The following is a 22,545-nucleotide window of genomic DNA, read 5'->3' as shown; positions in this document are numbered from 1 at the left end:
GTCTGGAGTGCCCCTTGCCTTTTCCATTACCGGTAATGTTTGTCGGGTCGTCATATTTCTGATGACCCACACCATTTTCGCTTCCCTTTCCGTTGCCGTGCGCACTGGCAGAGGTTACGCCGATGCTTACCATCATGGTCAGAGCCATCATTATCGCGATTAAGCGGGTTTTGAGCCGTCTTCCTTTTTTCATGTTTCTCTCTCCTTGCTTTTGATGCATACATCATAGCACGCACGAGTTACAAAACTAGATGCATTTTTATGATTTTTTTGCAATTTTTAATTGTTGCTTTTTATAATTTCCCTTTCTATTTCTTGGATAATTTGACACATTTCTACTTCCTGCCCAAAAACCCGTGGGTAGAACTGCCCTCTGCTCATCAAGCCAAGGACTTGCAACTCTCTTGCTCCGGCACTATAATGGATCCTGTACGAATTTAATTGTAGAAACCCTCATGCCTGACCGTCCGGCTGTTGGCGCTATTTTGCGTTTGCTCAATCTGATGAGAACCGGAAGGCGGCCTTTCTCTATCCGACAACTATCAGGGAGGAAACACTATGGATGTCATCGCCGCCATTGCCACCGGCAGCGCCGCCACGGCTATCGGGATTGTCCGGGTGTCCGGGCCGGGGTGCTTTACCCTGTGCGATCAGGTGTTCCGGGCCTCCGCCGGCAGGCCCTTCGCTCAGTTGGAGTCCCGGAAGATGGCGTTTGGTGAAATGCTGGACGCTCAGGGACGTGTGATTGACCGGGGTCTGGCTGTGCGGTTTCCCGGCCCCCACAGCTATACCGGCGAGGACTCCGCCGAATTTCACTGTCACGGTTCCCCCGTGGTGCTGCGGGAGCTGCTCTCGGCTCTCTTTGCCGCAGGCGCCCGGCAGGCAAGGGCCGGGGAATTTACCCGCCGGGCCTTTTTGAACGGCCGCCTGGATCTGACTCAGGCGGAAGCCGTGGTGGATTTGATTGACGCGGAAACCGCCGCCGCCGCCCGGAACGCCGCCGCCCAGCTGGACGGATCCCTCCGCCGGGATTTTGAGGCCATTTATGACACTTTGCTGAATATCTCCAGCCAGTTTTATGCCGTGGTGGACTATCCGGATGAGGATATTGAGGACATCCGGCCCACGGACATTGCCGGCGCCCTCCGGGCCTCCTGTCGGACGCTGGACCGGCTGCTGGCCACCTGCGGCCGCGGACGGGTGCTGAAGCACGGCGTCCGCACCGCCATTGTGGGCCGTCCCAATGCCGGGAAATCCTCCCTGCTGAACGCCCTTGCGGGCTATGACCGGGCGATTGTCACCGAAATTCCCGGCACCACCCGGGATACGGTGGAGGAGGCGGTTCTCTGCGGCGGGGTACTGCTGCGGCTGATCGACACCGCCGGTATCCGGGAGACAAACGACACCGTGGAGCGCCTGGGCGTTGCCCGTTCCAGGCAGGCTGTGGAATCCGCCGATCTGGTGCTGGCCGTGGTGGACACAAGCCGCCCCTTTACCGCTGAGGATGAGGCCATTTTGGCCCTGGCCGCCCAGCAGGAGCGGTGGATTCTCATCGGGAGCAAGGCCGATTTGCCCTCTGCTCCGGTTCCTTTTATCTCCTGGCAGCCGGATCAGCATCCCCCGGCCGCTGTGCTCTCCGTCTCCTCCGTCACCGGGGAGGGGCTGGATGACCTGGAGCACGCCGTGGCAGCTCTGTTTCCCGACGGCGCAATTCCCGATGGGGCCGTTTTGACCTCTGAGCGCCAGCAGGACGCCGCCCGCCGGGCGCAGAATGCCATTCGCCGGGGCCTTTCGGCGCTGGAGGGCGGCCTGACGCCGGATGCCGTCCTCACAGATGTGGAGGAAGCGCTGGGAGCCTTGGGGGAGCTGACGGGAAAATCTGCCCGGGAGGAGATTGTCTCCCGGATTTTTGAGCGGTTTTGTGTCGGAAAGTAGAGAAAGCTGGTTTGCATCCTTATAAAACATCATTTACAAAACCGTTTTGCCGTGATAGACTGGCTGTATGCAAGTTTTTATCTCAAGGTAAAGGAGTCTTCAGCGATGTATAACCTGTCTGTTTTCCGGGAGCGGCTGCAAACCCAGCGGCCGGTCGCCTGGGATCAACTGCCGGATTTTGCCCTGTATATGGACCAGGTGCTCAGCTACATGGATCGCCAGGTCATCCGGTTTGACGAGGATGACGGCCTGACCGCCGCCATGGTGAACAACTACACAAAAAGCGGACTGGTTCCCAGGGCGGAAGGCAAGAAGTACAGCCGGGAGCACCTGGCATATCTGACTGCCATCTGTATATTGAAGCACGTCATGTCCACCCGGGACATGGACCTTTTAATTAAAGAGGAGCTTCACGGAGACCGGCCCATCGCCGACGGCTACGCCGCCTTCTGTTCCAGCCTGGACAAGGCCCTGGACCTCACCGCCCGGGAGATGGAAGACCGGACCGGAGAGGACGACTTGGCGGATGCCGCCATTCACTTTGCTTTACTGAGCTATGCTGCTGGCGTTGCCAGCAGCCGGTATGTGTCACTGCTGCGGGCCCAGCGGGAGGAAGCCGCCAAAGAGGCGGCTGCAAAGCCGCGGGCGAAAGAGAAGTCCGGAAAGGATAAGGGGGATCGGTAAACCATGCGTGATTTTGTTTTGATGACTGACAGCTGCTGCGATATGACGGCTCAGATGGCCGACGATCTGGGACTGGTGGTCCTGCCCCTGAGCCTGCAGATGGGAGACGACGTCTACCGCAACTGGCTGGATGGGCGGGAAATCGGTTTTGAGGAGTTTTATTCCCGGATTCGGACAGGGGACACCGCCACCACCTCCGCTGTCAGCGTGGGGGACTTTTCCGGAAAAATGCGGGAATTTCTGATGCAGGAGAAGGACATTCTCTGTATCAACTTCTCCTCCGCCCTCTCCACCACCTATCAGTCCGCCGCCATTGCGGCAAGTGATTTGAGAAGTGAATTTCCGGAGGCCAAAATTTTTGTGGTGGATTCTCTGTGTGCCTCTCTGGGCCAGGGTCTGCTGCTGTACCTGTGCGCCCAGGAGCGGGCAAAGGGCCACTCCATCGGAGAGGTCCGGGCCTTTGCAGAGGCAACCAAGGGTGATATCTGCCACTGGTTCACTGTGGATGATTTGAACCACCTGAAGCGCGGCGGCCGCATCAGCGCCGCCACAGCCCTGTTCGGCACGATGCTGGCCATCAAGCCCGTCATGCATGTGGACGACGGCGGTCATCTGACGCCTGTCAGCAAGGCGCGTGGCCGGAAAGCCTCCCTTTTGGCACTGGTGGACCACATGGCGGAAACTGCCCTGGATCCGGCAAATACCCCGGTGTTTATCAGCCATGGTGACTGTGAGGGGGACGCTCTTCTTGTTGCGGACGAGATTACCCGCCGTTTCGGCAACCAGGACATTCATTTGAATTTCGTGGGGCCCGTCATTGGCAACCATTCCGGCCCCGGCACGGTGGCGCTGTTCTTTCTGGGCAGCAAGCGGTAATCCGATCCCAGGGTACGTTTGGCTGCGGACGCACGCGGTACGTCTTCCCTGGCTCTGATCTCATAAGGAAAGGATGGCTATCTCTTAATGAAGTGGCTGGAACTGCATATTGACACCACCCACGCCGGACTCGAGGCCGTGGAAACCATGCTCTCCTCTCTTGGAATCGACGGCGTGGTGATTGACGATGAAACAGAATTTCAGGAATTTTTGGAAAACAACCATCAGTACTGGGACTATGTGGACGAAGAGTTGGAAAAACGCATGGAGGGCAAATCCCGCGTCACCTTTTATCTGGAGGCGGACGAGGCGGGCTTTGCCAAGCTGGGCGAGGTCCGCATCGCCCTAGCCCAGCTCAAACACAGCCGCACGGACTGCGGCACGCTGCTGATGACGCTGGAAAACCTGGAGGACGCCGACTGGGAGAATAACTGGAAGCAGTACTACCGTCCCATGGAGATCGGGGAGCGGCTTCTGGTGGTGCCTCAGTGGGAGACCGCAGATCCAAAGGGCCGCATTCCGCTGATTCTGGATCCGGGCCTGACCTTCGGCACCGGCAGCCACGCCACCACCCGGCTGTGTCTGACCGCGCTGGAGCAGCGGATTCACGGCGGCGAACGGGTGCTGGACCTTGGCTGCGGCAGCGGGATTCTCTCCATTGCGGCGCTGCGGCTGGGGGCAGCCCATGCCTTTGCCTGCGACATTGATGACAAGTGCCTGGATGTGGCCTATGAAAACGCCGCCCTCAACGGCATCGGGCCGGACACCTATACAGTCCGCGTGGGGGACATTCTGACAAACCGCGCCCTTCAGGCGGAAATCGACGGCGGCTATGACGTCGTACTGGCGAACATTGTGGCGGACGTCATCATTGCCCTGGCCCCGGCGGTGCGGGGCCTGCTGGCACCCGGCGGCGTCTTCCTCTGCTCCGGCATCATCGACGACCGGGCGGAGGAGGTGGCGGGCAAGCTGCGCGCCGCCGGCCTGAAACTCCTGGAAAGCCGTGAATCCGAGGGCTGGTTCGCCTACACCTGCTGCTGATTTTCCCGCCGGACACAAATTTTCAGGAAATGGAGCGTTTTCTTTGAAGTACTTATATCGGATGGATCAGCTTACCTCCCGGCATATGCCCGCCACCATCCTCCTCTGTGCTGCGGTTGGTATCGCTCTCCCCCGGGTATTCAGCCCCTTAGGCGCACTGGTCCCCGCCCTCTTCTTTCTCGTGACCTTTTCCAACAGCCTCAGCGCCGGCTTTCGGGAAATGGGCCAGGTGATCCTGCATCCCCTGCCGGTGCTGGTGGTCTTTTTCATCCTGCACGTGCTGATGCCGGTGCTGGCCTTTGGAACCGGCAGCCTGCTGTTTCCCGACGAGCCGTATTTTATCACCGGACTGGTCCTGGAATTCGCAGTGCCCACCGGCGTGCTGGCTCTGGTCTGGATTGGGCTCTGCCGGGGCAACACGCCCATGGCCCTTTCCATCATCCTGCTGGACACCCTTCTGGCGCCCCTGGTAATTCCCACAACACTGCGGCTTCTTCTCGGCTCTGTGGTGGAAATCGACGCTGCCGGCATGATCCGGGATCTTCTGTACATGATTGCCATTCCCGCGCTGATCGGCATGGCGCTCTATCAGGCGACGGGCGGGAAGATTTCCAAAACGCTGAAGCCGCGCCTGTCTCCATTTTCCAAGATCTGCATGCTGATTATTTTTGTGTGCAATGCGGCGGATTGTTCCAAGTTCCTTTATGAGATTGACCGATCACTGATTCTGTTGATTTTCTCCGTCTTTGGCCTTTGCGTTTTGAGCTTTTTCATCAGCTTTTGCGCCGCCCGGTTCCTGAAGCTGGATTTTCCCTCTATCCAGACAATGACCCTGGCCGGAGGCATGCGCAATATCAGCGCGGGCTCGGTGCTGGCCATGCAGTACTTTCCAAGCGAAAGTCTTTTTCCAGTGGCCTTTACACCGATGTTCCTCCATCTGGTGGTATCCCTTGTGGTGCAGACGATGCGCCGTACGGCGCTTGGCCGGGCGGATCAGGCCGCTTACGAGCGGCATTTGGAGGAAACGCCCCTTTCCCCTTGAATACAGCTTTTCAAAATGCGCGGGAAGCCCGCGCATTTTTTGATCGGATCCTTGGTATTCGACCAAATTCCCGGTTCTTTTTCCGCTGTATTCTGTACAATGAAGGGAAATCATGGGAGGTGGTTCCATGGAACCAAAGGAACAGCGGGTGCTGCAGCTGCGGACGGAGGAAATCCGCCCAAACCCCCGGCAGCCTCGGCAAGTCTTTGACAAGGCCGGGCTGCAGGAATTGTCCGATTCTATCCTGCGTCACGGAATCCTGCAGCCGCTCACCGTCCGGCAGACCGGGACAGGCTGGGAGCTGGTGGCCGGAGAGCGGCGGCTGCGGGCTGCAAGGCTGGCAGGACTGGAGACCGTTCCCTGCCTGGAGTCTGCGGCCGATGACCGGGATGCGGCATTGCTGGCACTGGTGGAAAACCTGCAGCGCCGGGATCTGCACTATTTTGAGGAGGCCACGGCCATTGCCGCTTTTCTCCGGGAAACCGGCCAGACACAGGAGGAGACAGCAGCGCAGCTTGGAAAGTCCCCCTCTGCGGTAGCGAACAAATTGCGGCTGCTGCGCCTCTCCCCGGCCTGCCGGGCGCTGCTGACGCAGGAAGGGCTTTCCGAGCGCCACGCCCGTTGCCTGCTCCGTTTGGAAGAGGAGAGCGAGCGGCTTTCCGCCGCCCGGCATATTGCCGCGGCCCATCTCAGCGTTGCCCAGGCGGAGGCATACGTGGAGCGGCGGCTGGCCGCCCTTCAATCCACACTTCCCGCCGGAAGGCGGACCTACATCATCAAAGACGTGCGGCTGTTTTTGAACAGTGTGGACCGGGGCCTGCGGCTGATTCGGGATGCGGGCGTGGATGCAGTCAGCGGTCGGGAGGAGACGGAGGACGCCATTCTTTTGACTATCCGCATTCCAAAGCAGCGGCGGGCACCCCCTGCCAAAGAGGCCTGATGCTTTGTTGTTACGGGATTGTAATCTCTTTTTTGGGAATGTTGTGCTAAAATGTGTACTTAGTAGCATAAGCTGTGTATACACGGCTTGTCCCCATAGATTTCGTAACAACAGGAGGGCTTCATGGAACAGACAGCGAATGAAACCATGGCGCCGAAGAGGCTGAAAGCAGGCGGTAAAAAGCCGCTTGTGATCATTGCAGGAATTGTAATCGTGGTGTTGGCGGCATACCTTGCTCTTTGTGCCTATGCTGCCGATCTACATACCACCTTCCCCGGGATGCGGGTGGAGATGACACCGGTGGGCGGGATGACCGTGGAGGAAATTGAGGCGCTGTTCACCGGAAGGGATTCCACCGACCTTGACCAGACCTTCACTCTGTATCTGACTGAAACGGAAGACACCCAGATGCTGGTGTGCGATCCGTTTGAGTTGTCCTATGCGGATCTCGGCGGCGTGACGGTTGACGCGGCCCGCACCGCCCAGCGGGCCTATGATTACTGCCACGAGAAAAACTTTTTCCAGACTGGCTGGCGGTATCTGGAGTGTCTTTTGGGCAAGGGCGGCGTCTGGACAGTGAATACCGCCCCCCAGCTCTCCGCCTTGGCGCCGGAACTGGCAGAAAAATATTCCCGGGCCGCTATTGATACCTCCTATGCACTGACGGAGGACGGCATTTCTGTGACAGTCGCCCAGGACGGCTATCTCATTGACCCCGGCGTTCTGGCGGATTCCATCCAGGCGCGGCTGGCAGAGGGTGGCTATCCCTTCCACATGGACTGCCCCACCACCGATGTTCCTGCCAAGCCGCTCACCGCCCAGGAGATTTACGACGAGGTGTCCGGCGAGATGAAGAATGCCGGCTACGATGCCGCCACCGGCACCATCATCCCGGAGCAGATGGGCGCGGAGTTTGACGTGGATGCCGCCCAGCAGCTGCTGGACGCCGCGGCGCCGGGAGAGACCATCAGGCTTGACGCCACCATAGAGTACCCCACTGTCACGGCGGAAAAGCTGAAGGGCGTTCTCTTCCGGGACGTGCTGGGTGAATGCACCACCAAGGTGGGCGGCACCGCCGCCCGCATCTCCAATGTAAAGCTGGCCTCCTCCGCAGTCAACGGCACCGTGCTGAACAGCGGAGACGTCTTTTCCTACAACGGCACTACCGGCCAGCGCACCGCCGCCAAGGGATATCAGGCAGCCCCTGCCTATGTCCAGGGGGAGACTGTGGACGAGATTGGCGGCGGCGTCTGCCAGCCCTCTTCCACGCTGTATCTGGCCTGTCTGCGGGCCAACCTGGAGATCACGGAGCGGTACGCCCACCGCTATGTCCCCTCCTACATCACCCCCGGCATGGACGCCACCGTCTCCTGGGGCGGGCCGGACTATAAGTTCACAAACGACACGGACTATCCCATCAAAATCGTGGCCACCTACTCCAAGGGCTATCTCACCATGAAGCTCCTGGGCACCAAAGTGGATGACACCACCGTGAAAATGACCAACGAAAAGCTCTCTACAACACCCTTCAAGGTGGTGGAGCAGGAGGATCCCACACTGGCTCCCGGTACGCAGGAGGTCAAGGTAACGCCCTATACCGGCTATAAGTACAAGACCTACCGCAATCTGTATGATGGAGACGGGAATCTGATCTCCAGCACCTATGAGGCCACCAGCGACTACAAGGTCCGGGACAAGGTCATCCTGAAGGGTCCCGCTCTGCCCGCGGTGACCGTACCGGATGCCCCGGCCTCCGGCACCACAGAAATTCCGGCGGAATCGGGCACGGAGCCCCCGGTGGAAGCACCGCCGGAAACCACACCCTCTGTACCGGATTCCTTACCGGAAACGCCGATTGTTATCCTGCCGGGGGAGTCTGCAGAAGGCTCTGTTTGAAATGTAGGAGAAAAGCGCAGCCGTATATACGGCTGCGCTTTTTGTCCTCTTGCTTTTCCCGGATTCCCTGCTATCATCAGTCTTAGTTTTTAATAACAAAGAGGTGAAACCATGTTCATTGGCTGATTTTTGCTTGAAACCTGCACAGGAAACGTCCCGCGGCTCACGGAGCCGCCGGTTTGTGCTGTGCGGCGGCAAGAAAGTCAGCCCTCTTTTCTGCATCGATAGGCGCTTCCCCGCGCTTTTTTGCGGGCGGATTCGGCGCAGACGCTGACGCAATTTATCACCGGCCTCGGTGCCAACAAGATAACCGTTATGCTGTTGATCAATCTCTTTTTGTTAATTGTCGGCTGTGTCATGGAGGCCTCTGCCGCCATTATGATTCTCTCCCCCTACTGCTTCCCGTGGCAGCCAGCTTCGGCTTTTCCGCCCTGCAGTTCGGCGTCATCCTGGTGGCAAACCTCACCATCGGCGCAATTACGCCGCCAGTGGGCTGCTGTTTGTTCGCGGCAAGTGTCATTGGTGAGCGCCCAGTTGAAAGATCGCCAGGTCTGCTGTCCCTTTTTAATCGCCCTGCTGATTGTTTTAACGCTGGTATGCATCTTCCCATGGATGTCCGAATGGCTTCCCTCTGTCTTCAGTTGAAGACAACAAGCTGATAAAAAGCGGACGCCGCAGGGTGCCGGCTTCTTCAGCTGTCAGGATAGGGCATCTGTGACCACGTCCAGCATCTGAATCGGGCTCAGCTGTCCGCGCGTACACTTTTCTGCAAGCTGAGCGACAAACGCCTTGTCACACGAAATATCCGGGACAACGGCGATGGCCCTCCAACTGTCATCCGCGTATTCTTCTGCAAGGAGGCCATAGGCGGTATATGGACCTGTTTCTTCCAACAGGACCCGTTTCTGAATGGAACGATATCGTATCATGATTTGGCCCTCTTTTCTGCTATTTTCAGAACCTCTCCTCTAAACCCATTTTGCTGTGATGATGGCGGTCCGCAGTGTTTTGTTATACCGGCGTTTTCTGTTTTTCCGGGACAGCCGGATATCTTCTGTGCTTTTGACTGCACACCTTCTTTTGCTCTGCCTTCGCTTAAATACAGGGTACAATGATACGCAGTCAGTGTCCCGGAACCATCGTGCGGATATTGAAAAAAAGATCTTGTAACATACCGCTGTTTTTCAACACACCTGTATTTCCTATGGTACCAATCGCTTTTATCAGTCCGCGCCCCAGTGTTCGGCAGCATGTGTTGGCACATCGGCAAACAGACGGGGCCCGATCTCTCCTCCTTTTTCCGTGGTTCCCTTTCTTAACTGACACAAATTCTGAACAAGTACCCAGCAACCCGTTTTTATATCATAATTATATCATTTAGTTCACTTATGTACTATACATTTGTACAATTTTTTGTTTCCCCTTATAAAAATTTGAAAACTCCCTTTTATATCTGCGGACATGGCCGTCCTTGCCGGCAGAATTTGTTTCCCTTGCATTCATGCACCGGCGGGAAAGAAAGCCGGGCTGCGTCTTTGCAGCCCGGCTTTTATCATTGCCGTTCCTTTTTCAGTTTACGGATGTCCTCCCCAAAAAACGGAAGGATCTGATACTCTCCTTCAATCCGTGAGGCAATCTGCGGCGTATAGCGCCGGGCAATTTCGTTGTTTCGTTCATCGATTTTCAGGTTCGTGCTGAGAATCGTGGCCCGCCGTTCCATCAGGCGGGTGCTGATAATCTGATACAGGGCACTCTGGACAAAGGCGGTGGTCATCTCCGTCCCCAAATCGTCCAGAATCAGCAGATCACAGGAGAGGATCCGGCTGATGTCCGCCTCGTCCCGCTCCTCCCTGCCAAACTTTTGATCCTCAAACCGCTGAAAGATGCGGGTGGCTGTGTCGTACACCACAGAAAATCCCTGGTCGCTGACTTCCCGGGCAATCGCGGCAGAGAGAAAGGTCTTGCCCAGACCCGGTTCCCCAGTCAGCAGCAGATTCCCGCCGCCGGGTGTGAAATTGTCCGCATAGCGGCGGCACTGATGGTAGACCCATTCCATATTCTCCCTGGCGGAAATTCCAAGGGTGGGATTGTATTCCTCTGAATACCAGTTCAGGGAAAACGTTTCAAAGCTCTGGCCGCCCAAATCCAGCATTTGGGAGAGCTCCTTCTTCTGCTCCCGGGCGTAATACTGCCGCAGGCACCGGCACACCTGTCCGTTGCGGTATCCTGTATCTCCGCAGAGAGGGCAGGCGGGTCTTTCCTCCAAACAGTCCTCCTGCAGCCCCATTCTCTCCAGCAGGGCCTTTTTCTCCGCCTGCAGGTTCAGGTTTTCATCCCGCAAAACCTCCACCGCCGGCAATGGATCCGTCCCCCGCCGCAGGGCGGAGGCAATGATGCGGCTGACGGTGGATGTCAGCTCCGCGTCGATCTGGCGCAGCCGGGGCTGGCGGCGATAGATTGTTTCCTGCCGGGACTGGAAGGCGGCCTCCCGCTCCCGTTTGTCCTCCTCAAATTTCTGCAGCGCCCGGCGCAGGATTTTCCCGTCATAGGCCATCCGATCACACCCCCTTGTTTCGCTGTTCGATGTACTTCTTCATCCAGGCCACACCCTCGGTCTCCTTGGCAGGCGGCGCTGTCTGGCGGCTTCCGGCCGGTCGGTCCCCCGCCTGAATTTCCTCCGGCGTGTGAAGGCCCGCCTCGTGCCAGCGCTTCAAAATTCCATTGCAATAGGCCCACTTCAGCTCATGGCACTTCAGCACGGTCTTGTCATAGGCCAGGGCCACCGCCTCCGGAGAAAAGCCCATCTCCTGCCAGGCGGCCAAATACTTCTCCTCCGATGGGGCGGGCATCCGGTCCCCCAGCTGCAGGGCATACATGTACCGGGGCAGCATCCCCTGCCGCTCCGCATATCTCTTTAAGTACGCCGCGGCCTCCGCCTGGGTGTCGATCCCCATCCGGGCCCAAGCATAGCCCTCCTTCTCAATCTGCTTCATACCGGGGCGGCGGCCCTCGCCGTACCGCCGCTGCACCCGCTCCGCGCAATGGCACACCAGAAGATAGATCACGTCGGCGGGCAGGCCCAGATAGTCGTTCAGGCCCAAGAGAATCCCAATGTCCGGCGTGGTGAGGCGCTTGCCCAGCTTCCGCTCCACTTCGGCGGTCAAGCTGCGGAAATCTGCGCTTTTCTCCAGCCGGTCCGCTACATCGGCGCGCTGATAGGCAGGCCGATCATCCGCCGGGGCCGGAGGCACCTCCGCAGCCGCCGGGGCCAGAAGCCCCAGCTCCCGAAGGGTTTTCTCCGCCTCCTCAATCCGCAGCCGCTCCCACCGAAGTTCCCCGGCCAGGGACCGGGGCTGTACGGTGCCGTGGTGCCGGAGAAGTGCCAGATACAAAAGCGCCGCGTCCCCGTCGCCCCGCTCCAGCAGCCGCTTTGCCGCCTGAGCGGTGACGGTAACGCTCTCGTCCCCGGAGTATACCAGTACGCTTGCCATCGGACACCCTCCTTTTCTCGTATACGGTCGCTATTATTCTACACGAAATTCCCCGGCAGAACAAGACCCGGCATAAAACTTCACGCGCCATCCGCTTTGCCTGTTATCGTGGTGCACGCCATGGCGCATGAAGTTTCACACATGTGGGCCGTCCCACGGCCCACGCGCTGAAATTTCGGGCGCGCCGCCGTAGACGGCACATGGCCATTTTGCTATGCTTTTGCATAGCAAAATGGCACGGGCATCTTTTCCTCCGGATGGCATTAGGCAGAGGAACGTTTCTTAAAAAACGCCGCTGTATTTTGTGAATTTTTTTAAAACCTCCCGTTTTCTTCTGGCACTGGTTTGCGCAGTATGGTATACTGTACGCTATGATAATAGGCGGCATTTGCCCTGCCGCCGGAAATCACCAAAGAGGAGGCCTTTTTTATGGCAAACCGTGTGGTCGTGAGCATCTGCGGAGAGGAGTATACCTTTGTGGCGGAGGAGTCCGCAGCCTATATGCAGAAAGTCGGCTCCTATGTCAGCGAGAAGATGGAAGAGGTACTGGGCGGCACCAAGGTAGGCCGTACGGACGCCGCTGTCCTGACCGCCGCCAACATTACCGACGAGCTGTTCAAGGCCCAGGCCGCGGCGGAGCAGCTGCGAAGCCAAATCAAGGGATATCTGGACGAGGCGGGTAAGGCCCAGAGTGAAGTCAGCGAGCTGAAGCGGGAGGTCTTCCGCCTGCAGCAGCGGCTGGACAGCCGGGGCAAGTGATGAAGCCGGAGCTTCTCTCTCCCGCCGGCTCCCCGGAGGCGCTGCGTGCCGCCGTGCAGAACGGGGCGGATGCGGTCTATCTGGGCTGGGGTGAGTTCAACGCCCGCCGCAGCGCCAAAAACTTTTCGGACGAGGACTTTGCCGCTGCCCTGACATACTGCCACGAGAGGGGCGTGCGGGTCTTTCTGACCCTGAATACCCTGGTGACGGACCGGGAGCTGCCCAAGGCGCTGGAAACCGCCGCCGCGGCCTGCGAAATGGGCGTGGACGCCATTTTGGTGCAGGACTGGGGTCTTTTTGATCTGATGCGCAAGGTCCTGCCGGATCAGCCGCTTCACGCCAGCACTCAGATGAGCGTGTTCACCTCCGGTGGCGCCCGGGAGTTGGCCGCAGACGGGTGCGAGCGGGTGGTCATCGCCCGGGAGTGCTCCGCAGAGGACACCGCGGAAATCTGCAGAGCCTGCCCCGCAGAGGTGGAGATTTTTACCCACGGCGCCCTTTGTATGTGCTACTCGGGCCAGTGTGCCATGAGCGCCATGGTGGGCGGCCGCTCCGGCAACCGCGGCCGGTGCGCCCAGCCCTGCCGGCTGCCCTACGGCTTTGACGCGCCTGCCAAAAACAGCTTTCCCCTGAGCTTAAAGGACAGCTGCCTGGCAGGCAATCTGCAGGAAATGGCGGACATGGGCGTGGACTGCCTGAAGCTGGAAGGACGGATGAAGCGGCCGGAGTATGTGGCCGTGGTCACCCGGATTTACGCCCGGCTGCTGGCGGAAAACCGCGGCCCCACCGCCGGCGAGGCCGCCGAGCTGGAGCAGGCCTTTTCCCGGGACGGCTTTACGGACTGGTATTGGCGCGGGACCCACGGTACGGGCATGTTCGGCACCCGCCCGGAGAGCGCGCCGGAGCCGAAGGACCTGTTCGATAAGGCCCGCCGCGCCTATGAGGCCGGCAATTTACGCACGGTTCCCGTGCGCTTTTCCTGTGTCATTCGGTGCGGGCTCCCCTGCACGCTGACGGCATCCGATGACTTCGGCCGCTCCGTCACCGTCTCCGGCCCCATTCCGGAGGCTGCCCGAAACCGTCCCCTAACGGCGGCGGAGCTGGAGCTCCGCCTGCAGAAAACCGGCGGAACCGCTTACCGCTGTGAGGCCGTCACCGTGACGCTGGATGACGGGCTCTCTCTGCCTGCCAGCGCCGTCAACGCCCTGCGGCGGGATGCGCTGGCCGCCCTCTCCGCCGTCCGTACCGCCGTTCCTCCCCGCCGCATGCTTCCGGTGCCGCCCCTGTCGGATGCGGACTGCTCCGCCGCGGCGCCGCAGTTTACGGTTTCCGTGGCATCCCTTGAGCAGATTACTCCCCCGCTCCTCCGCCAGTGCCCCGCCCGGATCTATGTCCCTCTGGAACAGCTTTCCGGATGTCCGACTTTGCCCTCCGGGGATACAGAATGGTGTGCCGTACTGCCCAGAGTCTGGCGGGACCGGGATGAGGTGAATCTGATCCGGCAAATCCGGCACGTTCGGAAGCTGGGCGTCACGGGGCTTTTGCTGGGCAATATCGGCCACTTCTCTCTGGCGCGGGACAGCGGCCTCCAGCTCTACGGTGATTTCGGCCTGAATGTATTCAACAGTCGTTCCCTGGCCTACCTGCGGGAAAAGGGGCTAAGCTCTGCCTGCGTGTCCTTTGAGCTGCGCTTTGCCCAAATCCGGGATTTGCAGAAGTGCCTGCCCGCGGAGGCAATCATCTATGGGCGCCTGCCCCTGATGATCACGGAGAACTGCCTGGTGCAGAACCATGACGGCTGTTCCTGCGATCGGGCCGGTCCGGCAGTGCCTGAAAACGGCCCCTGCGGAAAGCAGACCCATGTCCTGCGGGACCGCACCGACGCCGCCTTCCCCCTGCTGCCCCTGTTCGGACACCGGACGGAAGTGGAAAACAGCCGGGTGCTGTGGCTGGCCGACCGGCCGGACTACCGGCAGCTGGGTCTCTCCTTCGCCCGCCTGCGGTTTACCACGGAATCCCCGGAAACGTGTGCGCAGGTCCTGGCGCTTTACCACGCCGGTGCGCCGGCAACCGGAGAATTTACCCGGGGTCTTTATGATCGGGGCGTGGAATAACAATTCCCTTTTGTATTTTTTGTTCATTTTTATACTAATGGTATTTATTTAGAGGTTTTATATGGAAGAAATTCAGGTAAAATATTATACAGACGCAGTGGATGAGCTGTGCTATGTGGCAGGCAAATCCGATTGGATTGATCTCCATGCGGCGGAAGCGGTCACGCTGAAGGCCGGTGAATTTCGGCTGATCCCTCTTGGGGTTGCCATTGCCCTGCCGGAGGGCTATGAGGCCCACATCGTGCCCCGCAGCTCCACATTTAAAAACTACGGTATTCTGCAGACCAACTCCATGGGCGTGGTGGACTACACCTACCGGGGGGATGGAGACCAGTGGTATATGCCTGTCTACGCCACCCGGGACGTGACCATCGAGCAGAACGCCCGCATCTGCCAGTTCCGTATTGTACGAAACCAGCCCCAGCTGACGTTTACCCGGGTAGAGCACCTGGACAGCCCAGACCGGGGCGGCTTCGGCTCCACCGGGAAATAAACGCTTTCCGCCGCAGGCGGCAGAATCAGATGAAAGAAGGGCCTTCCCCATATGGAACACATCGTATTGGCCTCCGGCTCCCCCCGCAGGCAGGAGCTGCTTGTCCGCATCGGCATTACGGACTTTGACATCCGGGTGCCGGAGACGGAGGAATCCTATCCCGCCGGTCTCTCTCCCCGGGAGATCGTGGAATATATCTCCCGGGAAAAGGCGGATGCAGCCGCAAAGCTCTGTACGCCCGCTGAAATTGTCATTACCGCCGACACCATGGTGTTTCTGGATGACCAGCGCCTGGGCAAGCCGGCGGATGAAGAAGAGGCTCTGCGGATGCTGACGGCCCTTCAGGGTCGGCATCATACCGTCTGCACCGGCGTGACGGTGCGGCAGGGGCTGCGCGTGCTGACAGAAAGCGAATCCACCGAGGTCTACTTCCGCTCCGCCTCCGAGGCGGAGCTGCGCAGCTATATTGCCACCGGGGAGCCCATGGATAAGGCCGGGGCTTACGGCGTTCAGGGAAAGGGTGCGCTGCTGGTGGAAAAGCTGGACGGCGACTTCTTCAACGTCATGGGTCTGCCGGTGCTGCGCCTGTCCCGGATGCTGGCCCAGTTCGGCGTCCATTTGCTGTAAATGCGTTATCCCCGCCGCAAAGGCGGCCGGTGTTCTTCCCATCCATGATTCAGATTTTCCTGCTTCGGTTCAAAAGGAGTCGGTTCTTTGAAGAATTTCCTGAAACATCACGGACTTTGGGTCCTGTTTGCCGCGGCGGTCATCGCCGTGGTGATGGCCGTCATGTCCGTTTTCAGCAACACCTCCTCTCCCCTGGCCAATTTAACGGGGATTCTTGCATCCCCGTTTCGTTCGGCCTATACCTCCATTGCCACCTGGTTCAACGACAAGCAGAACTATTACCAGGACAACCTCTCCCTGAAGGAGGAGAATGCCGCCCTGCGCAAGCAGATTGCGGAGATGGAGGCGGAAATCCGCCAGGCCCGGCTGGACAGCGAAGAGAACTCCCGGCTCAAGGGGCTTTTGAATCTGCGGGACGAACGGCAGGATTTGAGCGACTTTGAAGCCGCCACCATCACGGAGCACACCGTGACCAACTGGACCTCCTCCCTGACTCTGGATCGCGGCACCGCCCATGGAGTTGAAGTGCAGGACTGCGTCATCGATGAGACCGGCGCTCTGGTTGGCGTAATCAGCGAGGTGGGCTATAACTGGTGTACGGTGCTGACCATTGTGGACACAGACACCTCTCTGGGTGCCCAGGTATTTCGCACCCGGGACCTGGGCCTTGCCAACGGTGACTTCTCCCTGATGGGGGAGAACCGCCTGCGCCTGGACTATCTGCCCGCGGACAGCCAGCTGCTGAGCGGAGATCTGGTGGTCACCTCCGGGCTTGGCGGCTATTACCCCTCCGGCCTTGTCATCGGCACCATCGAGGAGGTGCAGAAGGACGACTCCGGCGCCGCGGCCTATGCGGTTCTGGCGCCCCGGGTGGACTTTGACCAGCTGACGGAGGTCTTTATCATCAAGTCCTTTGAACTGGTGTCCTGATGGGCCCTGTTCAATTGGCGGCTTTGCCGCTTTTCCTCATCCGGAAAGGAGGTCCCGCCGGTGCGGAGCAGAAATGAAACGATTTTTAAATGGACCCTGTATTTTGCTGCCACGGCACTGTGTTCGTTTGTTCAGAGCTTTTTGCTGCAGCGCTTGTCCCTCTGGGGCGTCATCCCGTTTGTCTATCCGGTGGTGGCAGCGGTCGTGGCCTCCTATGAGGGGCCAGTCCCCGGCACCATTTACACACTGGTCCTGGGCGTCTTTTGCGATCTGCTGCTGCCCGGCCCCCTCCCCTGCTTCTATACGCTGATCTTCCCGGTGGTGGGGTTGTGCGCCTCCCTGATTTCCCAGGGTCTGTTGTCTGCGGGATTTGTCTGCTCCCTGGCCTCCTCCGCCCTGGCCTTTTTGCTGACAGACGGGTTCCACTGTCTGGTGCTGTGGGCCTCCGGCAAAGGTGCCTGGGCGGCCGGCGGATGGGTGCTGGTACGGGAGTTTTGCGTCACCGCGCCGCTGGTCCTCCCGGTAACCCTGCTGTTCCAGGCGGTGTTTCGCCGGACCCATCTGGACGACTGATAAGGAGAACCCATGGAACACAGAGAAAAAAGCAATCTCCGCCTATACGTGCTGGCAGGTTTTTTGCTGGCAGTGCTGGCGGTCTATATCGGCGTCCTATTCGACACCCAGGTGAACCGGCACCAGGACTATCTGGAAAAGTCCATCCGCACGATTACCCAGGAAGAGAAGGTGGAGGCCTCCCGGGGGGGCATCACGGATCGAAACGGCCGGGCGCTGGTGTCCAGCCGCTCCTCCTATAATCTGACCTTTGACGCCAGCCTGCTGGGAGATGAGGTCGATGAAAACCAGGCCATTCTGCGCCTGCTGGAGCTGTGTGAAGTCCAGGGCGTCGCCTGGACGGACAACCTCCCCATTTCTACAACGGCCCCCTTTTTCTACACATTGGATCAGCTCCCGACGGACTCTACCCAGCGCAGCCGCTTTGCCACCTTCCTTCAGAAGGAGATGAAGTTGATGTCTACGAACGTCAAAGCGGAAAATGTTACCGCCGAGCTGCTGTCCAATCTGGATCTGGATGCCGACACGCTTCTGGATACCATGCGGGAAACCTATGAAATTCCAGCCGACTTTTCCCCCCGCCAAGCCCGCCTGGTGCTGGGCGTGCGGTATGAGCTGGCTATTCGGAACTTGATCCACACCACCGCTTATGTGCTGGCGGAGGACATCGACGCAACGATGATCTCTCTTCTCAATGACGGTGGTTATGCGGGGGCCAAAATCACCACCGCCTCTGTCCGGGAGTATAAGACGGACTATGCCGCGCATATTCTGGGCCCTATGGGGAAAATCAGCGATATGTCCGAGGTGGAGGAGCTGCCCGGCAAATACAGCCTGGACGACTGGGTTGGCAAGGGCGGCGTGGAGCTGGCCTTCGAGGAGTATCTGAAGGGAACAAACGGCACCCGGATTGTCTCTGCCAACAGTGACGGCAAGATTACCGGCGAGTATTATTATGAGGTTCCAAAGCCCGGCAGCACCGTGGAGCTGACCATTGATCTGTCCCTCCAGGCGGCGGTGGAGGACGCCTTGGCAGAAACAGTCTCCAGGATGAATAAGGAGGATGGCAAGACCACCCGGGGCGCCAGCGCCGTGGTGACGGCGGTTGGCACCGGCGAGGTACTGGCCTTGGCCTCCTACCCCACCTTCCATCTGGCCACCTACCTGCAGGACTACAGCAGCCTGTCCAATTTGGAGCTGAATCCCGGCAACCCCTTGTGGAACCGGGCCACACAGGGCACCTATGCCCCTGGCTCCACCTTCAAGCCTCTGACTGCCATTGCCGCCCTGCAGGAGAGCGTCATCACTCCCTACCAGAAGCTTGCCACCAAGGGCCACTGGACCTACCCCGGTGCGCCCTCCAGTTACGCCAACTGCTGGCTTTACAACTCCACCCACGGCAATCACGGAAAAATCAACGTCTCTCAGGCTATCACCGTCTCCTGCAACTATTTCTTTGCCGAGATGGGCTACCGGCTGGGAATGGACACTTTAAACGAATACGCAAGCGCGTTCGGCCTGGGTGAGAGCACCGGGATTGAAATTGGTGACCGGGCCGGCAACCTGGTGGAAAACAAGGTAGGCGAGAACCTGGCCCCCTGGGCCGCTTTCGGGCAGGCCTCCTACCTTTTCACACCGCTGCAGCTGTCCAACTACATTGCCACCCTGGTCTCCGGCGGCAAGCATTGCCAGGCCCATTTGCTCAAAGCGGTGAAATCTTATGACAACACCGCTGTTTTGGCCGTCGGAAACACGGAGCCCCTGAATACCCTTGATATTTCCGACGCAAATCTGGAGGCGGTGAAGGAGGGCATGCTTGCCCTGACAACCACCGGCAGTCTCTCCTCCTATTTCAAAAACTGCGTAGTGAAGGCCGGCGCCAAAACCGGTACCGCCCAGATTAACGCCAAAACCAAGAACACCGGCGTTTTTGTCTGCTTCGCCCCGTATGAGGATCCGGAAATCGCCATCTCTATCCTGATTGAGGAGGGCGGCTCCGGCGCTGCCCTGGCCAACACGGCAGTGAGCATTCTGAACGCCTATTTCACCGCCGACGAGATCGGAACCTCCATCATCGGTGAAAATCAGCTGCTGCGATAACACAGGCGTCCCAGCGGCCGGAGCACATCCGGCCCCTGCGCTTATCTCGGATTGAGGAGCCTTTTCATGAGTGAGCCCTTTGTTTTTGACCCCCGCTGCAGCGTCTGCAAGTCCCCCTTCGGCGCTGTCCCCTGTGGGCAATCCATTGTGTTCCACTGCCGCCCTCTGTCCTCAGAGGGGTTTTCCCACTGCGCCCTGGTGCTGCATCATGAATTTTCAGACCGGTGGGAGGAGCATGCGCTTTTCTGTGATGGCCCGGAGGCAGAGCGGGTGCGCTTTTCCCTTGTCCTCACGGCCCCTGCGGATCCTGAGCTGGTGTGGTATCACTTCCGCTTCTGGCGGGATGACGGCACCGGCTGCGATCTGGACAAAACCGGTTACCGCAGCGACGGCTTGACCGCGGACTGGCAGCTGACAGTTTATCGGGAAAGCGCCGTACCAGACTGGTTCGGTCCTGGCGTGACATACCAAATTTTTCCAGACCGTTTTTGTCGTCTGGCTACGGACGCTGCAAAACCGGGGGGATTGGTCGGAAACCGGTGGCTGCACAGCCGCTGGTCTGATCTGCCGGAATGGCGCCCGGACGAAGACGGCGAGATCCGCAGCCGGGACTTTTTTGGCGGAACCCTGCCTGGGATTGCATCCAAGCTTCCTTATCTGGCGAAGCTGGGTGTCACTACACTGTATCTAAACCCCATTTTTGAGTCTGCCTCCAACCACCGGTACAACACCGCGGATTACCGCCATATTGACCCCATGCTGGGGACTGAAGAGGACTTCCGCGCCCTGTGCGAACAGGCCCACTGTCTTGGAATGCGGATCATTCTGGACGGTGTGTTTAATCATACCGGATCTCAAAGCCTCTATTTTAATGCCGATGGGTTTTACCCCACCGTGGGCGCTGCCCAGAGTCAAAATTCCCCTTATTACGATTGGTACAGCTTTCACCCCTGGCCGGAAGATTATGACGCCTGGTGGGGGATCCGCACGCTTCCCGCCGTCCGAGAGGACTGCCCCGGCTATGTGACGTATATGGTGGACGGTCCGGATTCCGTTATCCGCCATTGGCTTCGGGCCGGGGCTGACGGCTGGCGTCTGGACGTGGCGGATGAGCTGCCGGACTGGTTTATTGCGAAGATCCGCACCGCCATGGAGGAGACCAAGCCCGGATCCCTTCTCATCGGGGAGGTCTGGGAAGATGCCAGCAGCAAAATTGCCTATTCCCTCCGGCGGCGGTATCTCCTGGGCAGCGAACTCCACGGGGTGATGAACTACCCCTTCCGCTCCGCCCTGCTGGCCTATCTCCAGGGCGGCGATGCAAACCTCTTCCGGGAGGCCATGGAAACACTGCGGGAAAATTATCCCCCCGCCGCTTATTTCTCTGCCATGAATTTTCTGGGCACTCATGATACACCCCGTATCCTGACGGTGCTGGGCACGGATCATGTGCCGGAATCCAAGGAAGGCCGGGCCGCCTACCGCCTCTCTCCTGATCAGCGGCAGCGAGGTGTTGCCCGGCTGAAGCTGGCGGCTCTTGTGCTTTTTTCCTTCCCGGGCTCCCCCACGGTCTATTACGGTGACGAGGTGGGGATGGAGGGGTTTGAGGATCCCCTGAACCGGGGCACCTATCCCTGGGGTACTGGATCTCATGACCTGCTGCCTTGGTTCCGCTCTCTGGGCTGTTTGCGGCGGGAACGCCCTTCTCTTCAGCGGGGCGGCATTCGCTATTTGAATACAGCCGGTCCTATTTTGATTTTTGCCCGGGAGACGGAGGAAGAGCGCACAGTCACCGCCGTGAACGCCGGAACAGAGGCCCGGACCCTGGAACTGCCCTGGCCCGAAGCTGCCGCCAGGGATCTTTTGACCGGGCAGGTCTTCCCGGTCGTAAACGGTATCCTCTCCCTTCCCCTGCCGCCCTGCTTCGGCTATCTGCTGGCCTGACGGCCGCCCTGCTTGTTTCACGTGAAACAATACTGCGTCATGCCCTCCTCTTGCCGTCTGCCTCTGCGGCTTTTTCTTTCAAATTCCACTGTTCCCTGCATTTTTTATTCCGGAAAACCCCTTGGTTTTCCGGAATATTTTATTTAGGGCTCCTTTCAGCTTCTGTTTTTCCGAAATTTTGCCCTTCCCCCATGCTTCATCAAAATCAGGTCAGCTTCTTCTCGTTTTTTTCTCTTTTTCCTTGCAACTGCACCGGCGCCTTGCTATAATGAATTCGTATGTAAAATGCATATCTGTGTTGGGATATTTCCTGGTAGAAAGTAGGTGCCCTTTTGGCAAAAACCATCGCAATTGTCAACCAGAAAGGCGGTGTCGGAAAGACCACCACCTGTGTGAACCTAGCCGCCGCCTTGACAGAGGCTGGCTGCCGGATTCTCCTGTGTGACTTTGACCCCCAGGCCAACTCTACCTCTGGTATGGGTGTAGACAAAACTGTCTCCAAGGGGGTCTATGAGGTTCTCGTTAGCGAGATGCCCACGGCTGACGCTCTGGTACATACCAAATACGGGGATGTACTTCCCTCCAACAAGGCGTTGGCAGGGGCCGGTATTGAGCTGATTGGCATGGATCGTCGGGAGTTTCTCCTGAAAGACGCGCTGCTGCAGGTAGAGGCGCAGTATGACTTCATTTTGATTGACTGCCCGCCCTCTCTGGAGCTGCTGACGCTCAACGCCCTGTGTGCCGCCGACTCCATCCTGGTGCCGGTACAGGGAGAGTATTTCGCGCTGGAGGGTCTCTCCGACCTGATGAATACCGTGCGCATTGTCCGCCGCTCCCTAAATCCACAGTTGGCTTTGGAGGGTGTTTTGCTGACCATGTTCGACGGACGCACCAATCTGGCGCTTCAGGTGGCCGAGGAAGTAAAGCATTACTTCCCCGGAAAGGTCTACGCAACGGTCATTCCGCGGAATGTCCGTTTGTCCGAAGCCCCCAGTCACGGCAAGCCCATCACTGCCTATGACCGTACCTCCCGGGGTGCGGAGGCGTATACCGCATTTGCCGCGGAGTTTTTAAAAAAGCAATCCGCCTGAAAGGAGATTCTA

General features: G+C 58.9%; 20 protein-coding genes and 1 pseudogene. 17 read left to right on the top strand and 4 right to left on the bottom strand.

Translation table 11 applies throughout. The features are described 5' to 3' along the window. A partial coding sequence (locus BMZ81_RS09715; RefSeq protein ID WP_207645622.1) for a hypothetical protein occupies positions 1-193 on the bottom strand: 193 nt, incomplete at its 3' end. A 365-nt stretch (positions 194-558) separates the two neighbouring features. Between BMZ81_RS09715 and mnmE the strand changes: the two genes are divergently transcribed. From mnmE to BMZ81_RS09675, 8 genes are all read left to right on the top strand, one after another. Continuing rightward, on the top strand, positions 559-1,935 hold the full coding sequence (gene mnmE, locus BMZ81_RS09710; RefSeq protein ID WP_091131459.1) for a tRNA uridine-5-carboxymethylaminomethyl(34) synthesis GTPase MnmE: 1,377 nt from the start codon (positions 559-561) through the stop codon (positions 1,933-1,935). A 105-nt stretch (positions 1,936-2,040) separates the two neighbouring features. Then, complete coding sequence (locus BMZ81_RS09705; protein WP_091131458.1) at positions 2,041-2,619, top strand: DUF1836 domain-containing protein; 579 nt, start codon at positions 2,041-2,043, stop codon at positions 2,617-2,619. 3 nt (positions 2,620-2,622) lie between these two features. After that, on the top strand, positions 2,623-3,495 hold the full coding sequence (locus BMZ81_RS09700; protein WP_091131454.1) for a DegV family protein: 873 nt from the start codon (positions 2,623-2,625) through the stop codon (positions 3,493-3,495). 87 nt (positions 3,496-3,582) lie between these two features. Beyond that, positions 3,583-4,536 carry a 50S ribosomal protein L11 methyltransferase gene (gene prmA, locus BMZ81_RS09695; RefSeq protein WP_091131452.1) on the top strand — a complete coding sequence of 318 codons (954 nt, stop codon included), beginning with the start codon at positions 3,583-3,585 and terminating at the stop codon, positions 4,534-4,536. 43 nt (positions 4,537-4,579) lie between these two features. Then, positions 4,580-5,578: a bile acid:sodium symporter family protein gene (locus tag BMZ81_RS09690; RefSeq protein WP_143072764.1), complete on the top strand. Its 999-nt coding sequence runs from the start codon at positions 4,580-4,582 to the stop codon at positions 5,576-5,578. A 127-nt stretch (positions 5,579-5,705) separates the two neighbouring features. Beyond that, the gene (locus BMZ81_RS09685; protein WP_091131447.1) at positions 5,706-6,518 is read left to right on the top strand and encodes a ParB/RepB/Spo0J family partition protein; all 813 of its coding nucleotides are present in this window, start codon (positions 5,706-5,708) and stop codon (positions 6,516-6,518) included. 123 nt (positions 6,519-6,641) lie between these two features. Beyond that, a complete protein-coding gene (locus BMZ81_RS09680) occupies positions 6,642-8,414 on the top strand; it encodes a VanW family protein (RefSeq protein WP_091131445.1) in 1,773 nt (590 codons plus the stop codon). A 246-nt stretch (positions 8,415-8,660) separates the two neighbouring features. Next, entirely contained in the window at positions 8,661-9,059 is a 399-nt protein-coding gene (locus BMZ81_RS09675; RefSeq protein ID WP_242942613.1) for a TRAP transporter large permease subunit, read from the top strand. 53 nt (positions 9,060-9,112) lie between these two features. On the opposite strand, the pseudogene BMZ81_RS09670 reads toward BMZ81_RS09675, so the two are convergent. The 3 genes and pseudogenes from BMZ81_RS09670 to BMZ81_RS09660 form a co-directional block, all read right to left on the bottom strand. After that, positions 9,113-9,355: pseudogene (locus BMZ81_RS09670) on the bottom strand (DUF6514 family protein); the annotation flags it as partial. A 611-nt stretch (positions 9,356-9,966) separates the two neighbouring features. Beyond that, a complete protein-coding gene (locus BMZ81_RS09665) occupies positions 9,967-10,968 on the bottom strand; it encodes an ATP-binding protein (RefSeq protein WP_091131437.1) in 1,002 nt (333 codons plus the stop codon). 4 nt (positions 10,969-10,972) lie between these two features. Continuing rightward, positions 10,973-11,905 carry a DnaD domain protein gene (locus BMZ81_RS09660; protein WP_091131436.1) on the bottom strand — a complete coding sequence of 311 codons (933 nt, stop codon included), beginning with the start codon at positions 11,903-11,905 and terminating at the stop codon, positions 10,973-10,975. A 429-nt stretch (positions 11,906-12,334) separates the two neighbouring features. On the opposite strand from BMZ81_RS09660, the gene BMZ81_RS09655 reads away from it, so the two are divergent. The 9 genes from BMZ81_RS09655 to BMZ81_RS09615 all read left to right on the top strand — a co-directional run bounded on the left by BMZ81_RS09655 (position 12,335) and on the right by BMZ81_RS09615 (position 22,533). Beyond that, the gene (locus BMZ81_RS09655; RefSeq protein ID WP_091131433.1) at positions 12,335-12,664 is read left to right on the top strand and encodes a cell division protein ZapA; all 330 of its coding nucleotides are present in this window, start codon (positions 12,335-12,337) and stop codon (positions 12,662-12,664) included. Beyond that, positions 12,664-14,778, top strand: a complete 2,115-nt coding sequence (locus BMZ81_RS09650; protein WP_091131432.1) for a U32 family peptidase — start codon at positions 12,664-12,666, stop codon at positions 14,776-14,778. The genes BMZ81_RS09655 and BMZ81_RS09650 overlap by 1 nt, the downstream gene beginning before the upstream one ends. Positions 14,779-14,839: 61 nt before the next feature. Beyond that, complete coding sequence (locus BMZ81_RS09645) at positions 14,840-15,271, top strand: dUTP diphosphatase (protein WP_091131429.1); 432 nt, start codon at positions 14,840-14,842, stop codon at positions 15,269-15,271. A 51-nt stretch (positions 15,272-15,322) separates the two neighbouring features. Next, positions 15,323-15,898 (top strand): Maf family protein, encoded by a 576-nt coding sequence (locus BMZ81_RS09640; protein WP_091131426.1) that lies wholly within the window; start codon positions 15,323-15,325, stop codon positions 15,896-15,898. 87 nt (positions 15,899-15,985) lie between these two features. After that, positions 15,986-16,828 (top strand): rod shape-determining protein MreC, encoded by an 843-nt coding sequence (gene mreC / locus BMZ81_RS09635; RefSeq protein ID WP_091131423.1) that lies wholly within the window; start codon positions 15,986-15,988, stop codon positions 16,826-16,828. A gap of 60 nt (positions 16,829-16,888) precedes the next feature. After that, positions 16,889-17,401 (top strand): hypothetical protein, encoded by a 513-nt coding sequence (locus tag BMZ81_RS09630; RefSeq protein ID WP_091131422.1) that lies wholly within the window; start codon positions 16,889-16,891, stop codon positions 17,399-17,401. A gap of 12 nt (positions 17,402-17,413) precedes the next feature. Beyond that, positions 17,414-19,501 (top strand): penicillin-binding transpeptidase domain-containing protein, encoded by a 2,088-nt coding sequence (locus BMZ81_RS09625; RefSeq protein ID WP_091131420.1) that lies wholly within the window; start codon positions 17,414-17,416, stop codon positions 19,499-19,501. A gap of 66 nt (positions 19,502-19,567) precedes the next feature. After that, positions 19,568-21,442, top strand: coding sequence for a glycoside hydrolase family 13 protein (locus BMZ81_RS09620; protein ID WP_091131419.1), 1,875 nt, complete (start codon positions 19,568-19,570; stop codon positions 21,440-21,442). Positions 21,443-21,774: 332 nt separating this feature from the next. Beyond that, positions 21,775-22,533: a ParA family protein gene (locus tag BMZ81_RS09615; protein ID WP_091131417.1), complete on the top strand. Its 759-nt coding sequence runs from the start codon at positions 21,775-21,777 to the stop codon at positions 22,531-22,533. Positions 22,534-22,545: the final 12 nt, after the last annotated feature.

The sequence above is a fragment of the Oscillibacter sp. PC13 genome (genome assembly GCF_900115635.1).
Taxonomy (GTDB): Bacteria; Bacillota; Clostridia; order Oscillospirales; family Oscillospiraceae; genus Oscillibacter.
This window is presented reverse-complemented; position numbering and strand designations above follow the sequence as displayed.

Coding starts and splice junctions, on each gene's coding strand:
- mnmE (WP_091131459.1), top strand. CDS start 559: ATGGATGTCATCGCCGCCATTGCCACCGGCAGCGCCGCCACGGCTATC.
- BMZ81_RS09705 (WP_091131458.1), top strand. CDS start 2,041: ATGTATAACCTGTCTGTTTTCCGGGAGCGGCTGCAAACCCAGCGGCCG.
- BMZ81_RS09700 (WP_091131454.1), top strand. CDS start 2,623: ATGCGTGATTTTGTTTTGATGACTGACAGCTGCTGCGATATGACGGCT.
- prmA (WP_091131452.1), top strand. CDS start 3,583: ATGAAGTGGCTGGAACTGCATATTGACACCACCCACGCCGGACTCGAG.
- BMZ81_RS09685 (WP_091131447.1), top strand. CDS start 5,706: ATGGAACCAAAGGAACAGCGGGTGCTGCAGCTGCGGACGGAGGAAATC.
- BMZ81_RS09680 (WP_091131445.1), top strand. CDS start 6,642: ATGGAACAGACAGCGAATGAAACCATGGCGCCGAAGAGGCTGAAAGCA.
- BMZ81_RS09665 (WP_091131437.1), bottom strand. CDS start 10,968: ATGGCCTATGACGGGAAAATCCTGCGCCGGGCGCTGCAGAAATTTGAG.
- BMZ81_RS09660 (WP_091131436.1), bottom strand. CDS start 11,905: ATGGCAAGCGTACTGGTATACTCCGGGGACGAGAGCGTTACCGTCACC.
- BMZ81_RS09655 (WP_091131433.1), top strand. CDS start 12,335: ATGGCAAACCGTGTGGTCGTGAGCATCTGCGGAGAGGAGTATACCTTT.
- BMZ81_RS09650 (WP_091131432.1), top strand. CDS start 12,664: ATGAAGCCGGAGCTTCTCTCTCCCGCCGGCTCCCCGGAGGCGCTGCGT.
- BMZ81_RS09645 (WP_091131429.1), top strand. CDS start 14,840: ATGGAAGAAATTCAGGTAAAATATTATACAGACGCAGTGGATGAGCTG.
- BMZ81_RS09640 (WP_091131426.1), top strand. CDS start 15,323: ATGGAACACATCGTATTGGCCTCCGGCTCCCCCCGCAGGCAGGAGCTG.
- BMZ81_RS09625 (WP_091131420.1), top strand. CDS start 17,414: ATGGAACACAGAGAAAAAAGCAATCTCCGCCTATACGTGCTGGCAGGT.
- BMZ81_RS09620 (WP_091131419.1), top strand. CDS start 19,568: ATGAGTGAGCCCTTTGTTTTTGACCCCCGCTGCAGCGTCTGCAAGTCC.